The sequence below is a fragment of the Meiothermus sp. genome, assembly GCF_026004115.1.
Taxonomy (GTDB): domain Bacteria; phylum Deinococcota; class Deinococci; order Deinococcales; family Thermaceae; genus Meiothermus.
Window position 1 is genome coordinate 439,800 of record NZ_BPIM01000001.1, and the last position, 14,721, is coordinate 454,520.

General features: G+C 61.3%; 11 protein-coding genes. 5 read left to right on the plus strand and 6 right to left on the minus strand.

Features of this window, described 5'->3' with window-relative positions; all coding sequences use genetic code 11:
• Positions 1-16: 16 nt before the first annotated feature.
• Positions 17-694 (minus strand): class I SAM-dependent methyltransferase, encoded by a 678-nt coding sequence (locus tag Q0X23_RS02075; RefSeq protein WP_297858745.1) that lies wholly within the window; start codon positions 692-694, stop codon positions 17-19.
• Positions 695-814: 120 nt separating this feature from the next.
• Between Q0X23_RS02075 and Q0X23_RS02080 the strand changes: the two genes are divergently transcribed.
• From Q0X23_RS02080 to Q0X23_RS02095, 4 genes are all read left to right on the plus strand, one after another.
• Positions 815-1,696, plus strand: a complete 882-nt coding sequence (locus tag Q0X23_RS02080) for a MerR family transcriptional regulator (RefSeq protein ID WP_297858746.1) — start codon at positions 815-817, stop codon at positions 1,694-1,696.
• A 94-nt stretch (positions 1,697-1,790) separates the two neighbouring features.
• Entirely contained in the window at positions 1,791-2,381 is a 591-nt protein-coding gene (locus Q0X23_RS02085) for a Crp/Fnr family transcriptional regulator (protein WP_119342079.1), read from the plus strand.
• Between the two features lie 7 nt (positions 2,382-2,388).
• On the plus strand, positions 2,389-3,288 hold the full coding sequence (locus Q0X23_RS02090; RefSeq protein WP_297858747.1) for a complex I NDUFA9 subunit family protein: 900 nt from the start codon (positions 2,389-2,391) through the stop codon (positions 3,286-3,288).
• A 44-nt stretch (positions 3,289-3,332) separates the two neighbouring features.
• The gene (locus tag Q0X23_RS02095) at positions 3,333-3,608 is read left to right on the plus strand and encodes a hypothetical protein (RefSeq protein ID WP_297858748.1); all 276 of its coding nucleotides are present in this window, start codon (positions 3,333-3,335) and stop codon (positions 3,606-3,608) included.
• A gap of 370 nt (positions 3,609-3,978) precedes the next feature.
• On the opposite strand, the gene Q0X23_RS02100 is transcribed toward Q0X23_RS02095, so the two are convergent.
• Positions 3,979-4,890: a glycosyltransferase family 4 protein gene (locus Q0X23_RS02100; RefSeq protein WP_297858749.1), complete on the minus strand. Its 912-nt coding sequence runs from the start codon at positions 4,888-4,890 to the stop codon at positions 3,979-3,981.
• A 472-nt stretch (positions 4,891-5,362) separates the two neighbouring features.
• Between Q0X23_RS02100 and Q0X23_RS02105 the strand changes: the two genes are divergently transcribed.
• Positions 5,363-6,757: a choice-of-anchor Q domain-containing protein gene (locus Q0X23_RS02105; protein ID WP_297858750.1), complete on the plus strand. Its 1,395-nt coding sequence runs from the start codon at positions 5,363-5,365 to the stop codon at positions 6,755-6,757.
• On the opposite strand, the gene Q0X23_RS02110 is transcribed toward Q0X23_RS02105, so the two are convergent.
• The 4 genes from Q0X23_RS02110 to Q0X23_RS02125 all read right to left on the minus strand — a co-directional run bounded on the left by Q0X23_RS02110 (position 6,754) and on the right by Q0X23_RS02125 (position 14,616).
• Positions 6,754-9,462 carry a PA14 domain-containing protein gene (locus Q0X23_RS02110; RefSeq protein WP_297858751.1) on the minus strand — a complete coding sequence of 903 codons (2,709 nt, stop codon included), beginning with the start codon at positions 9,460-9,462 and terminating at the stop codon, positions 6,754-6,756. The two genes, Q0X23_RS02105 and Q0X23_RS02110, sit on opposite strands and share 4 nt — an antisense overlap.
• Positions 9,463-9,506: 44 nt before the next feature.
• A complete protein-coding gene (locus Q0X23_RS02115; protein WP_297858752.1) occupies positions 9,507-11,078 on the minus strand; it encodes an NAD(P)-dependent oxidoreductase in 1,572 nt (523 codons plus the stop codon).
• Between the two features lie 46 nt (positions 11,079-11,124).
• The gene (locus Q0X23_RS02120) at positions 11,125-12,315 is read right to left on the minus strand and encodes a DegT/DnrJ/EryC1/StrS aminotransferase family protein (protein WP_297858753.1); all 1,191 of its coding nucleotides are present in this window, start codon (positions 12,313-12,315) and stop codon (positions 11,125-11,127) included.
• Between the two features lie 237 nt (positions 12,316-12,552).
• Positions 12,553-14,616 carry an Ig-like domain-containing protein gene (locus tag Q0X23_RS02125; RefSeq protein ID WP_297858754.1) on the minus strand — a complete coding sequence of 688 codons (2,064 nt, stop codon included), beginning with the start codon at positions 14,614-14,616 and terminating at the stop codon, positions 12,553-12,555.
• Between the last annotated feature and the right edge of the window lie 105 nt (positions 14,617-14,721).

Genomic DNA, 14,721 nt, shown 5'->3' on the forward strand with positions numbered 1-14,721 from the left:
CGAAAAGTGCTATTGGCTAAGAATGCCCCTGTTCTCCGGCTGTGACTTTTGTCCCTGTCACAAATCCTACCGACCTTTCCCGCCAGCCGTCTACCTTGAAACCCCTTTTGGATAGCGAATCCATTAGCCCAGGCAGGGTTGGAAAGCGCAATCCAGTCCATTCCAGCACGCGCTGGAGGGGGCTGTCGGAGCGGTGGCTGAACATGATCCACAAACACCCGCCCGGTTTGAGCACCCGGTAGATTTCGTCTAGTACCGGCTGAGGATGGGGGAATTCGTTCCAGCTGCCCCCCACCACCACCCCGTCCACCGCTGCCTCGGGCAGGGGAATGGCCTCGGCGCGGGCCAGCAGGGGAACCAAACCCGCATGTCCGCTGGCCTTCCGCAGGGCAACCTTGAGCATGGCCGGCGAAAGATCGAGGGCATAGACCCTGGCCGCGCCGGCCTCGAGCAAAGCCCGGGCGTACAGGCCTGTAGAGGTGCCTAGGTCTAAGAACACCCGCCCCTCCACCGGCCCTACCCTTTGCCGCATCAGATCAAACTCTTCCTCCAGGGGAAAGTGCCGCCCGGAAAGCAAACTGAGGGCCCGCTTGCGCCAGATTTCATAACCCAGGGCGGTCAGGGGCCACAGGTTGGTACGGGCCGCCAGGGTAAGGGGTGCGGGCTGGCGTTGGTCAGGGAACAATTGCTGCATGGGCCACCTCAGATTCGGATAAATTCCTAAACTTGAACACAGGTTTGACACGTATTGGCACAAACCCTTGACATAACTTATACAGTAGCGTATCCTATTTTTCAACAAAAGGGTTTACTTATGCGCAACGATCTGGGGGTTTACACCATCGCCGAAGTGGAGGAGCGGACAGGGCTCTCCACCGCACTGCTCCGCCAATGGGAGCGGCGCTATGGCTTCCCCCGGCCCGAGCGCTCGCCGGGTGGACATAGGTTGTACAGCGAGACCGACCTCGAGGCCCTGCGCCATATCAAACAATGGATTTCCGAAGGGGTAGCCCCCGCTCAGGCCGTCAAGCGCTACCTCGAGGGCCTGACCCAGGAAGGGCCCCGCCCCCCCGAAACGCTCTCGCTCGAGCTCGAGGAGGCCCTGCTGCGCGCCGACACCGAAGCGGCCGAGCGGGTTCTTTCGGAAGCCTACAAACTGCACCCCATGGAAACGGTCGTCCTGGAGGTCATCTCGTCCTGTCTGCGCCGCATTGGCGACGGCTGGCACATGGGCCGGGTCACCACCGCCCAGGAGCATTTTGCCAGCACCTACCTGCGGGGTTCCTTGCAAGGCCTGCTCAGTCTGATGGGGGGTTCGCTGGGCCCCACCCTGGTGGTCTCGACCCTCCCGGGCGAGCAGCACGAGATCGGAAGCCTGATCACCGCGCTATTCTTGCGCCGGGCCGGCTACACCGTGCACTACCTGGGCCCCAACACCCCCCTCGCCGACCTCAAATCCTTTGCCGAGCGCACCGGAGCCAGGGCCATCGTGCTTTCGGCGGCCCAGCCGGTTTCGCTGGAGTCGCTGCCCCACCAGGCCCTGCGCCCGCTCGCCCCGTTGGTAGTGGTTGGCGGACGCGCCGCTGCCAACGACCCGCGCCTGGTCGAGCGACTGGGGGCGCGCTACCTGGGGAACGATCCACGCGCCCTGGCCGATTCGCTCTCAGCGGTGCTGAAGGAGGAAGGCCTGTGGTAGGGTTGGGCTTTTCCGGGGAGGGTGCTCCTTGTGGAGCAAAATCGCCATCTTTTTGCCATGTTGCAGTCTCGCAAGTCCTGTTCAAGGAGGCCATATGAAAAAGGTACGTAGGAAAGAGGTAATCTATCGGGCAGGCGACCGTGCGGATGTGCTGTACCACCTCGAGCGGGGCCTGGTGCGCATTGTCGAAATTCTGCCCGATGGACGCCAGCTCACCTTGCGCCACGTGCTGCCCGGCGACTATTTTGGCGAAGAGGGTCTGAGCGAGCGGCAGTACAAGTACACCGCCGAAGCCCTCACCGACGCAGCCGCTTTTGCCGTAGACCCCAAAACCCTCTCCAGCGACGACCTGCGGGCCCTGGCCGCCAGCCTCGCCAGCCAGATGGCTCAGGTACAGGCCTACGAGACCCACCTGCAATGGGGCGAACTCCGCAGCCGCATCTGCCGCTATCTGCTCTACCTGGCCGCCACCGCCGCCCAAGGCCAGGACGAACGCGGGGTCTACGTTACCGCCAGCCACGAGGAAATCGCCGACGCCACTGCCTCCACCCGCGAGTCGGTCAGCAAGCTGCTCTCCGACCTGCGCCACGAGGGCATCCTGGACACCGGCTACCGCAAAATTTATCTGGTAGATCGCAAAACCTTAGAGCTCGAGGCCGAAAGCCGGATGCTACAAGCGGTGTAGAGGTTCTATGAAGGTACTCATCGTCGGCGGCAGCGGCTATGTGGGCAGCCACTTAGCGCGGCACCTGCTGGAGCAGGGCCACCAGGTCACGGTGGCCTCGAGGCGCGGCGAGGGCCCCCTGGCCGGGGTGCGCTACGTGATGGCCGATGCCGCCAAAGACGAGAATCTTCAGCAGGCCGCCCAGGGCCAGGAAGCCCTGATCTACCTGGTGGGCATCATCCGCGAGCGCGGCGACCAGACCTTCCGTCAGGCCCACGTGGAGGGGGTGCGCCATAGCCTGGCGGCGGCCAGGATGGCGGGTATCCGTCGCTTTGTGCACATGTCGGCGCTGGGCACCGCCCGGGGCACCGGCAGCCGCTACTACGAGACCAAGGCCGAAGGCGAAGAACTGGTACAGGCCTCCGGACTGGACTGGACGATTCTGCGCCCCAGCCTGATATTCGGCCAGGGCGACGAGTTCTTTGGGGGCATTTTGAAAGGGTTGGTCACCGCCCCTATTCCCTTCATCCCTCAAATTGGCGATGGTAGCTTTGTTTTCCGCCCAATCTGGGTGGGCGACGTGGCCCGGGCTTTCGAACAGGCCCTGAGCCGCCCCCACACCTTTTACCGCAGCTACAACCTGGTAGGGCCCAAGGAGTACACCTTCCGCGAACTGCTGCTGCTGGTGCGCGATACCCTGGGCTCGCGCAAACCCCTGCTGCCCATCCCGCTGGCCCTGATGGATCGGGTGGTTCCGCTTATTTCTCCTCTGCCCTTCAGCCCCATCACCCTGGATCAGTACTTACAGCTCAAAATGGGTAATACCGCCGACCCGGTGTACATGCGCAACGTTTTCTCTTTAGAGGAACGCACCCTGGAAGTGGAGCTACCCGGAATCCTCAAAACTAAACAGTTGGTCAGTGCATAGTCTGGAATACTGTCGAAAAACATCCGCCGTCCTACCCTGAGAGCGTGACTAAGTCTGCTCGGCCCTATCTGTTGAAAATGAACACGCCCTCCGACCCACTCAAGCGCTTCGAGGAAGGGCTTCCGCACAGCCGAGAAGGCTTGCTCAAGCTATGGGCAGCGCTGGCCCCCAGGGTTCGCGCTGCCGATCCGGGGCGCTACTTTGCCGTGCAGGAAGCCCTCGAGCAGGACATTCCCTTCCCCGTGCTGGTATTGTACGTATTCCGCGAATGCCGCCGGGCCCTGGAAGACAACCCCACCCAGGAACGGGCTGCCGAGTAACACCGGATTCAGAACAACAGCCAAAACCAAAGACCCACAGACTGTCTTTCTAGAGCACGCCCCTCCCTGTTTGGCGAAAAAGCGTCGCCGAGTCGCCCATTCCAGGGGGGGCGGTACCGCCCTCCGCTACACGGATAGAGCGCTCTTCACATAGAATGAGCCTCTTCCTCCCCCAACTGGGGAGGCTAGGTGGGGGCATAACACCCAGCCATCTCGCCTTGCTACGAGCATTTTTGCAACTCGGAGACTCGAAATCCAAGCACCCATGGGCCGGGCCCGGCCCACGCTTGGATGCGCAACATACGTCTGGGTGCAGACGCATTCTCGTTTTCGCGGGCGGCAACGCCTGTGAAGGGCGCTATAGTGACGCCTATAGCGAGCCCAGGCGGTACGCAACCCAGAACAGCAAAATTACCACCAAAAGGCTCAGGCCTATGCCCAACCAGAAGGACACGCTGTTCACCAGTAAGCCCGCCAGCACCAAGATTAGGCTCGTAATCCAGACCACCAGTACAGTCCTGGCCGGGTTGCGCAGGTACAGCTGGTCGAGGCGGTCGTAGGTGTGGTCGCGATCCCCATCGAAGATGGGTTTCCCGCTGCGCCAGCGGCGAACAATACCTGCCAGCATGTCGTAAAGCGGAAACCAGAGCATTACGCCCGCTGCCAGAAAAGTTGTGATGCCCTGGGTCGCAGCAATTAGCCAGCACATGGCCAGCAGATAGCCGATCGAAAGGCTGCCGCCGTCGCCCATAAAGGTTTTTGCTTGAGGATAGTTCCAGGCCAGAAACCCCAGCAAACTACCCGCCAAAACCAGGGTAAGCGGAACCTCGCTACTGGCCCCCCACAGCAAAACCGCCAGGCCCAGTGCGGATATGAGGGCGTTGCCAGAGGCCAGGCCATTCATGCCATCAGTCAGGTTTACTGCATTGGACATTACCGGTACCAGAATCAATCCCAGGAGCAGCGCAACCCAGCCCAGCGGCTCCCAGAAGTGCAGGCCCAGTGCAACCCCCGCCAGTAGCTCTGCGGCCAGGCGGACTCTGGGCGACAGGTTATAGCAATCGTCCAAAACGCCGATAAGGGCAATGATTAGCAGCCCAAGCAAGGACCAGTCCAAAAGCGTTTGGGTGAAGTAACCCCACACCACCACGCTGGCCACAATCCCAATGCCCCCCAAGCGGGGGGTAGGAAGGGCGTGGATCTTGATTACGCCCGGCTTGTCCACAACGCCCAGGTTTCTGGCTATGGGTATGGTAACGCCCACCAGCGTTAATGAGGTCAAAACAGTCAGCAGAAACCACGCAGACTCAAACACAAGAAGGCCTCCCGGGTAGGGTGTGTTGGGAAGTTGCTGCAAACAGGGCGCTGGCGTAACGCGCGTACTCGAGCCCGCCACTTTCAAAATGCGGCTGCCTCGAGCGATCCGCTGTTTGTGGGCAGGCGGCCAGAGCCATCTCTAACCTCGGCCCCAAAAAACCGGTTTTTCTGGATACACCACCCTGTATGGCGTCAGGGGCGCATTGTTCGAATTTCAGACCTTGCACATGCTCAGGATAGACGCCTTTCGAGCCAAAGCTGGTTTTTTTGTCACATGGGCTCGAGGTTCCTTTGTGTTACGTTTTTCGTTACAGCTATGTCTTTTCTAAAGGTCAACTTAACGTTTATCAAAAAAAACTCTATTGCTATCCGGTTATGGTCTGTAACGTTTGGGGTGATCTTTTCAAGCGCTGCTTAACACCCTGGGAGATTCAGACATGAGACGCTTAACTCTTGCCCTCCTGGCCGCTTTATTTGCCGCCTGTAGTTCCGAACAAACCCCTCCGCCTGCCTCTGGCGAACCCACGGTGCGTATTCTGAGTCCGGTGAGCGGCGCCAATCTGAACGACACCAGCAGCACCGTCCAGGTCAGCGCCAGCGACGACACCGGCGTTACCCGTCTGGGCTACCGGCTCAACAACGCCCCCGAGGTGACCCTTCCCATAACCCCTGGGCCCACCGTTAACACCAGTTTTGTGGTTTCCAACCTGCGCATGGGCAGCAATACCCTGGTCATTAGCGCCTACGATGCGGAGGGAAAAACTGGAAGCGCCAGCCTGAGCATTCAGGTCAGCAGCACCGCTCCCAGTTACCCCATTCCCAGCGGCCCCACCTTTTATGTAGGGCCCGGCGGCAGCAACGCCAACGACGGCAGCCGCGAGCGTCCCTGGGCTACCATTACCTTCGCCGCCGCCCGGCTCAAGCCCGGCCAGGTCTTGCGCGTCCTCCCGGGCACCTACAACGAAGCCGTTAGCGTCAGCGTCAGCGGCACCGCCTCAGGGCGCATCGTCATCGCCTCCGACACCCGCTGGGGCGCCAAAGTCAATGCCCAGGGCGCCCTTTTCGGTATCGATGTCCGCGGCAGCTACGTAGATATCGTCGGCTTCGAAGTTACCGGCGCCACCAACAGCGGCATCATTAGCTGGGGGCCGTACAACCGCTTTATGTTCAACCATGTCTATGGCATCCGGGCTCAGTGCGATACCAACGGCGGGGCCGGGGTTAATATGAGTTCTCCCGACTCATCGGATGGGGTCATGCTGGGCAACCTGGTACACGACATTGGCGATCTGAACGCAGGCTCCTGCACCCGCATTCACGGCATCTACCAGGGCGCTCCCCGCGGAACGGTACAAAACAACGTGACCTACCGCACCCGAGGCTTCGGCATCACCACCTGGCATGCGGCCACCGCCGTTACCATCACCAACAACCTCTCCTTTGCCAACCTCTACGGCGGCATCTCGGTCGGCTCGGGCGACAACACCCGCGGCAACATCGCCCAGAACTTCCTGGTTGCCAACAATATCGTAGTGGGCAACCCCAGGGGCATCAGCGAGGAAAACAACACCGGCCAGAACCGCTTCCTCCACAACCTGGTCTGGAACAACACCACCAACTGGCGTCTGCTGACCAGTTCCCACCAGGGCAGCCTGAGCCTGGACCCCGGCTTTGTGAACTATAAGCCCGATGGCTCGGGCGACTACACCCTGAGCAGCAGCAGCCCCGCCATTGACAAGGGCGTGGTCGAGCGCGCCCCCGAAATCGACTTCCTGGCCAAGCCCCGCCTGCAGGGCAGCAGCCTGGATCTGGGGCCCTTTGAAGTGCGCTAGGGCCGCCCGGCCTCGCGCAGCCGCATCACCCAGGCCCTGGAAGGCACCCCTCGGCCATCGAGCACGTAAAGCTGGTAGTAGCCCGGTGTTGCCAGGTTGGCGTTGGCCGGCGCCACAGCGCTAAGGGTGTGGGGGCCGGTGCGGGTAAAGCTCAGCTCCAGGAAACGCTGCCCCATGTTGAAGGCGTGCGTAACGGAGCCAAAAGCCACCAGGGTCACCCGCTCGACCAGCGAGCTTGGTACGTCGGTGCTGATGCTAAAGGTCTGTCCGTAGCTCACCCGTTCGGGCGCGGCCTGGATGACCGGGCGGGCGGCTTCGCTGCCGTCCGCATTGTGCAGGTAGGGGGGGTAGTAGATCTCGGCGTTGAGCTGGTTGGTTTTCTGTCCATTCCCCCTGGTCTTGTCGCACTCGGGGTAGGTAGGTGGGTCATCGCCCCCGGTAGCACCGCCCCCCATGGTAATAATGGTGCCGTCCAGCAGCAGCAGCGCCGTGGAGTGGTAGGTGCGGGGGCACTGGGCCTCGGCGGCGGGTTTAAAGGTCTCGGTTCTGGGCGACCAGATCTCGCTTTCGTAGACCGCAGTGCCGTTGTTAAAGATAAGCCCATCTTCGTTGCCGCCGTTGACAAATATGCGCCCATCGGGCATCAGGGTGGCGTTCAGGTGGGTGCGCTTGTGGGCCATGGGGGCCACATTGCGCACCGCGATGCTCTGGTTGTTGGGGTTCAGCTCGATCACCTGGGCTGTTTTATCGCCCATCTCTGCTGTGTTGTCCAGGTTGATCGCCCCTCCCCCCAGCACCAGGATCTTGCCCGGTTCGTACATCACCGAGGAGCCATAGTAGCGGTTGTAGGTTTGAGTGTTTATGGGGCCCCAGGCACCCGCTCCGCTGGTATCCAGGTAGTACCAGTATATGTAGCTGCCCGACAAAAAGACCTGGCCGTTGGGGGCTACGTGCACCCAGGGGTAAAAGTGTTCGATGCCCTTACCAAAAGAACTGGCGGAGGTCAGGCGGCGCAGGGTATTGGAAAACGGGTTCCACACGTCGGCGATGTAGTTTTTGTCGTCGGCCATGTTGTTGTTGTTATGCTGATCGGCATTACCGCCAATAATCAGCATCTCCTCGTTGGGCAGGGTAATGACGCTGGGGTACCAGCGGCCCTGCTCCATGTCGGGCCCTGCCGCCCAGGTGTTGCTGGCGGGGTCGAAGATGTTGGTGTGGGTGTGGCCTGCGGCAAAGTTCTGCTCTTGCCCTGTACCTGTGTAGTCGTAGCCCAGGTTGCCCCCGGCCAGGTAGAGCTTGCCGTTGGCCGCCAGCACATAGCCGGCGCAAAACAGGTCGGTGCGGGTGTTGTCGTAGCGGGCCTGGCTCTGGGCGTCGGTGGGGGTGCCGGGCGTCCAGACGAAAACCTGGGTAGAGGCGTGCTTGCTGTAGTCGCGGTAGTAGTCGCTCTGGCCCTTGCCCACCGGGTCCAGGCCGTGGAAGGTCATCACCCGGCCATCGGGCAGCAGGGTGGCGTGGGTGGCCACGGTGGGCCAGGGCAGTTTGGGGCCAAAGTAGCCGATGCGGGCCCTGGCGTGGCGCTTGAAGGCGCTCTGGGGGATGAGCACCGGGGTTTGCCCGGCGCGCGCCCAGCGGAGTTTTATGGCCCCGCGGGGGTCGCGGTTGTAGTACTCGAGCCGGATGGGGTAGGCCTGCCCACCGTTCAGGGTCATCTGCGCCGTGCGGCGGGTCAGGTTCTGGTCGGCCCAGCGGTTTATCAGAAGCTGGTTGCCAACCCACAGGCGAACCCCGTCGTCGGCCAGCACCACCAGGGTGTAGGTGTCGGTTGTGGGGGGGGTCAGCAGACCGGTCCAGCGGATGCTGAAGGTATCGGGATCCATACCGGGCACGGGGCCCTGGCCCGAAAAGGTACGGTTGATGTTGGGCTCGATGCGGCGGGCGTACAGCCCGGTGAGGTCGGGGTTGTTGAAGTACTCCACGTCCAGGCCCTCGTCCTCCAGGTTCTGCAGGGTCTGGCTCGAGGGCGGGTCATCGGCAAAGGAGTAGCTTGTGGGGGTTTGCACAAAGCCAGGTTCGCTGTAGGCCGGGGTTTGAATCTCCACGGTGGCCTGGGGGCCTGGGCCGGCGGCGTTGCGGGCGGTCAGGCGGTAGGTGTAGGGTGTGCCGTTACCCACATCGTTGTCGGTGTACTGGGTGGTGCTGGCCGGAAGGCTGTCTTCCAGTACTACGAAGCTGCCATCGCGGATGCGGCGCTCGAGGGTGTAGCGCGACACCCCTGCGGGGGCCGTCCAGGTCAGGCGCACCTGGGGGGTGTCGTTGGGGGTGGCCTCCAGGTTGGTGGGCGCCTCGGGGGGTGCTTGGGGCTGGGGCGGGGTGGTGGCCTCTACGGTAACGGGCGGGCTGCTACCGCTGCCGTTGCGGGCGGTCAGGCGGTAGGTATAGGTGGTACTGTATTCAACGCTGCTATCGGTGTACTGGGGGGCTGTGGCCACAAAAATAGGGGCAAAGTCGCCGTTTCCCGACCTGCGCTCGAGCAAGTAATCCGAAGCGCCCGCTACTGCATCCCAGCGCAGCGCCACCTGCGGGGTGGTGTCCGCGGTGGCCTGGAAATTGGTGGGCGTGGCCGGGGGTTTGGGGGTGCAAGCAGCCAAAAAAACTAAAAGAACAAGTATTCCAGCCCTTTGCAACCAGTCTCGTACTATCACTACATCACCTCCATACCCCTCCCTATGGTGTTTGCCGAAATCCATCAGGCTCGAGGAATCACCGGCAGGTTCTCCTCTTGCGTATTTTGTGCGTAAGCCTGTTCGATCAAGCTTTTTTCCCAGCCGAGGAAGTACTGCTTGACCGACCCCGAGGCCAGATCTTCCGTCAGATACTTCACGTTGGAGTACATGGGGGCGCGGTAGTCGCGCACCTTGCCGCTGCGCAGGGCATCGATCACCTGCCGAATCCCCTGCTCCACCGTCCAGTTGGGCTCGAAGCCCAGTCGGTTGCGAATTTTGGAAAAGTCCACCCGGTAGTTGCGGCGGTCGCCATCGCGCCCCGAGTCAATCAGTTCGGCGTCGGGCACGAGCTTCTTGACCAGTTCGCCAACCATGCCCAGCGTCATGTTGCCCTCGTTGCTGCCGACGTTGAAGGTCTCGTTGTGCACCAGCTCTTTGGGGGCCTCTACTGCCATCATGACTGCATTCGCGGCATCGTCCACATGCACAAAGGGCCGCCACTGGTCACCACCAAACACGGTAATCTTCTTCTCTACCACAGCCTTGGCCGTGAGCAGGTTGACCACCAGATCGAAGCGGGTGCGGCCCGAGAGGCCGTAAATGGTACCGAAGCGCAGGATGACCACGGAAAAGTCGTCGCTTTGCAACTGATGCAAAACCTGCTCGGAGGCAATTTTGCTCCGCGCGTAAAGCGATACCGGGTTCAAATTGCTGCGTTCGTTGAGGACCAGGTCGCTGGCCCCATAAACCGAGCAGGTGCTAGCAAAAATGAAGCGCCGCACGTGCATCCCCTTAGCAATTTCGGCAATGGTGCGGGTAGCCACCAGGTTGATTTCGATGGTGAGGTTTTCGTCCAGGGCGCAGGCGGGGTCGCCGACCAGGCCCCCCAGGTGCACCACGGTGTCCACACCGCGCATGGCCTCCACTACCTTGTCTACCTGGCGGAAGTCGGCCTGGATAATTTCCAGGTTGGGGTGGTGAAGCACATGGGCAATGGGCTCCTTGCCGAACATCAGAAGATCGAACAGGCGAACTTTGTAACCTTGCTCGAGCAGCCTGGGCAGCAAGCCCGACCCAATGTAGCCCGCGCCGCCAATTACCAGTACGATTCGCTCGTCGGCCACAGCAACAGGGGGGCTGGCCTTGCCCCTGCGGTTGCTTTCGATGCGCTCCCAGTAGTACACCCAGGCCCGAGAACCCAGGGTCAGACCCAGGGTAAGGAAGCCCGACAAAAACAGCACCGAACGGGGCGGATCCACCACGGGCAGCATAAATACCGCGAAGCCAAATATCAGGTACGTAAGTGCTACAGCCTGGGTCACGATGAGCATTTTGTAGCGACCCTGATAGGCCCGGCCCCGCGTATAAAAACCGCTGAGCACAAAAACAACGAAGCTAATGCCTGTCAGCATGGGCAGGTTGGCCAGGTAAATCTGGGCGTAGGCCCCCAGCAGGCGGGGGTCGCCCGAGTTGCTGTAAGCCCAGACCAGGTGCAGGATCATGGCCAGAGCAAAGCTACCCAGTACCATGGCTTGATCGGCCAAAATGCGCAAGACCACATCGGCTGTGAATCGCAACTCTTTGAAATGAATCATGCTCTATTCCTCCCCACAATCGAGCCCACAATCGAGCCAGCGTGTATCAGGCCGAGGCTTCCTCCATCACCCGCTCAACCACATCGGCGGTAGCCCGCATGTGCTCCAAACCCAGGGTGGGGTGCACCAGGAACATTAGCGAGGTCTCGCTCAGCTCCTGGGCCACCGGCAAGCGCTCTTTTGGCTGCCAGCCCCGGCGGGTAAAGGCTTTCTCGAGGTAAATCTCACCACAGCTTCCGGTCGTGCAAGGTATTCCGGTCTCGTTGATCGCTACCATGATGCGGTCGCGGTTCCAGCCCGGCTTAAGCTTTTCCGGGCGCACGTATACGTAGTATTTGTAGTAGGCGTGGTACAGCTCAGCCGGCACCTCGGGTACGCGCAGGGCGGGAATCTGACGGAAGCGCTCGCTCAGGTAGTGGGCGTGCGTCCGGCGCTTCTGGATCCAAGCATCCAGCTTACGCAAAATCACCCGGCCAATGGCCGACTGCACCTCGAGCATGCGCCAGTTGGTGCCAAAGTCTTCGTGCAGCCAGCGGAAGCCCGGCGGGTGCTGCCGGTTGTATACCGCATCGTAGCTTTTGCCGTGATCCTTGAAGCTCCAGGCCCTGTTCCACAGTTCGTCGTCGTTCAGGGTAAGCATACCGCCTTCGCCCCCGGTGGTCAGGATCTTGTCCTGGCAAAAAGACCAGGCCCCGGCATGACCTATGGAGCCCACGCTGCGGCCTTTGTACTTTGCGCCGTGGGCCTGGGCGCAGTCCTCAATTACCCAGAGGTTGTGCTGGCGGGCCAGTTCCATAATGGCGTCCATGTCGGCGGGCCAGCCTGCCAGATGCACCACAATGATGGCCTTGGTGCGCGGGGTAATGGCTTTTGCAATGGTTTCGGCGGTTATCAGGCCGCTGTTGCGGTCCACATCGGCGAACACGGGCCGGGCCCCCCGCATAACGGCCGCGCTGGCCGAGGCAATAAAGGTGCGCGGCGTGGTGATGACCTCGTCGCCCTCCCCCACGCCCATTGCGTACAGGGCCAGTTCGATGGCTACCGTGCCGTTGTGCAGGGCGATGGCATGTCGGGTACCTACATACTCGGCAAACTCCCGCTCGAACTGGCGGCCCTCCTGGCCGGTCCAGTAGTTCACCTTGCCAGAGCGGAGCACGCTTACCGCAGCCTCGATCTCGTCGGGTTCGAAGTGGGGCCAGGGCGCAAAGGCTACTTCGCTGTGGGATTCTTTTACCATTCGTTCGCTCCTTCAGGGATGGCTGCCTTGGTGCTAACGCTTAGAAGTTTAGTCTGGGAGCCGTTATGACGGCGTTATTCGGCAATAATCCCTTTTGCTAAGGGCAGCATATACTGCATTACAACCGCAAACGGGTTATTTTGAACACGCAACTCTCCTGTAACGATGCGTATAACGCCCTGTATAAGGAAAGGGGCTCGAGGGCGATTCCCCTCGAGCCCCTCAAATCCTGGGAAACTACTTCTTGTTACCGCCGGTATCGTACTTCAGCACGAAGATGTCCTCCGGGCCTCCCAGGTTGGTATAGCCATCGAAGGCCCCCGCCGTGTGACCGGTGATGTAGAGATCGCTACCGCGCAGGGTAACCGCCAGGGCGATTTCATCTTGCGGACTGCCTTCCTGCCGGTTCCAGCCCTTGGTGCCGTTGGCCAGGTACTGCAGCACGAAGACATCCTTACCGCCCTTGTGGGTCTCGGTGCCGTCAATCGAGACGTTCACATCGCCCACAATGTACACATTGCCGCTGGCGTCGGCGGCCATGCCGTAGGGGTTGATCTGGGCCGGGTCGGTGGGGCTATACTGCTTACGCCAGTCCTCGATACCGTTGCCGGCAAACTTGATTACAAACAGATCGGTGCCGCCGTTATAGCTAAAGCCCCCCTCGAACATTCCTGTCACGTAACCCGCTACATAGACATCCGAGCCCACCACGGCCAGCGCATTGGCCGAGTCGCCGAAGGCTGTACCGAACTGATTGAGCCACTGCTGGGTACCGCCGGCGCTGTACTTGGCCGCAAAGGCATCGGTCTGGCCCTGGTGGGTTTTGCCGGGCAGAGCCCCAGCAGCAAAACCGGCCACGTAGACATCCCCGCTCGCATCCACGCCCATGGCCGTGATCTGGTCGTTGGCGCTGGAGCCGAACTGAACCGCCCAGCTAAAGTTAAGGTCTGTGTCGTACTTATAAAGCGCCGCGTCAGAACCGCCCGCGTTGGTACCCCCTGGAACGATTCCGTTGGTATAGCCACCCAGGTAAAGGGTGGTTCCGCTCACCGCCACCGCATTTAGACCGTTTTCTGAAGACGTGTTCTGGTCGAGCTTGATGGAGTCAATTCGGTTGCCATTCGGCCCCAGTTTGAGCACAAAGCCTTTGAAGGCGTTGCTGGCCGAGACATAGGCGCTACCCACCACGTAAATGTTGCCGTCAGCATCGGTGGCCACCCCTTTAGCCGAAGACTCTACATTAGGTAAGGTGTTGGGGTCGCCCACCGTAAACTGTTTGAGCCAGAGGCGGGTGCCGTTGGGGTCGTATTTGGCTACCACCACGTCGGGGAAGCGGCTGTTGAGCTGGCCCAGCTCACCCAGCAACTCCCTGGAAAGGCCCGCCACAATCACGTTGCCGCTGGCATCGGTGGTGATGGCCGTGCCCTTGTCGGTGCCCGTGCTGGCCAGCCACTTGGTGTAAGGGCTGCACTCGACCTCGATGTTGCTAACGGCCGCACCGGCTACGGTCACGTTGGGGTTGGTAACGTTGCAGGTTTGGTCCGGGCTGCTGGGCTGGGTCTGCACGCTTACCGTGTAGGTGCCGTCGGGCAGGGGCGTATCGAAGGTGAAGCTCCCACTGGCACTGATGGTCTTGGTCTGCGCGCCGATGGCCAGCACCAGGCCCGACCCATTCAGGTAGCGCACCGTGCCGCCAACCGCGAAGGTAGGCACTGGGTTCACGGTGAAGGTGGCGGTGCCGCTCTTGCCCCCCGCGCTGGCGGTGATGGTGGCCGTGCCAACCGCTACCGCAGTGGCCAGGCCGCTGCTATTCACCGTGGCCACGCCATCATCGCTCGAGGTCCAGGTGAAAGTGACGCCGGAAATGGTGTTGCCCCCGGCATCCTTGGCCACCGCCGTGAACTGCTGGGTATGGCCCACCTGCTTGGTGGCCGTGGTGGGGCTCACCTCGATGGTTTCGATGGCGGGTGGAGGCGGGATCTGCACGGTCAGGGTGGCGGTGCCGCTCTTGCCCCCCGCGCTGGCGGTGATGGTGGCCGTGCCAACCGCTACCGCAGTGGCCAGGCCGCTGCTATTCACCGTAGCCACGCTGGGGTTGCTCGTGGTCCAGGTGAAAGTGACGCCGGAAATAGTGTTGCCCCCGGCATCCTTGGCCACCGCCGTGAACTGCTGGGTATGGCCCACCTGCTTGGTGGCCGTGGTGGGGCTCACCTCGATGGTGCTGATGGTCGGCGCACCACCCCCACCGCACGCAGCGAGGAACAGGGCTGCAAAGAGTAGTAGTAACCAGCGATATGTCATCCAGTACCTCCTTTGGATTGGGATCTATGGAGATCCTACGAGTCTGAGTGTAGTCGGGGGATGGAGTTTTGCAACACTCAAATGCACCTACGAAACGAGCATAAC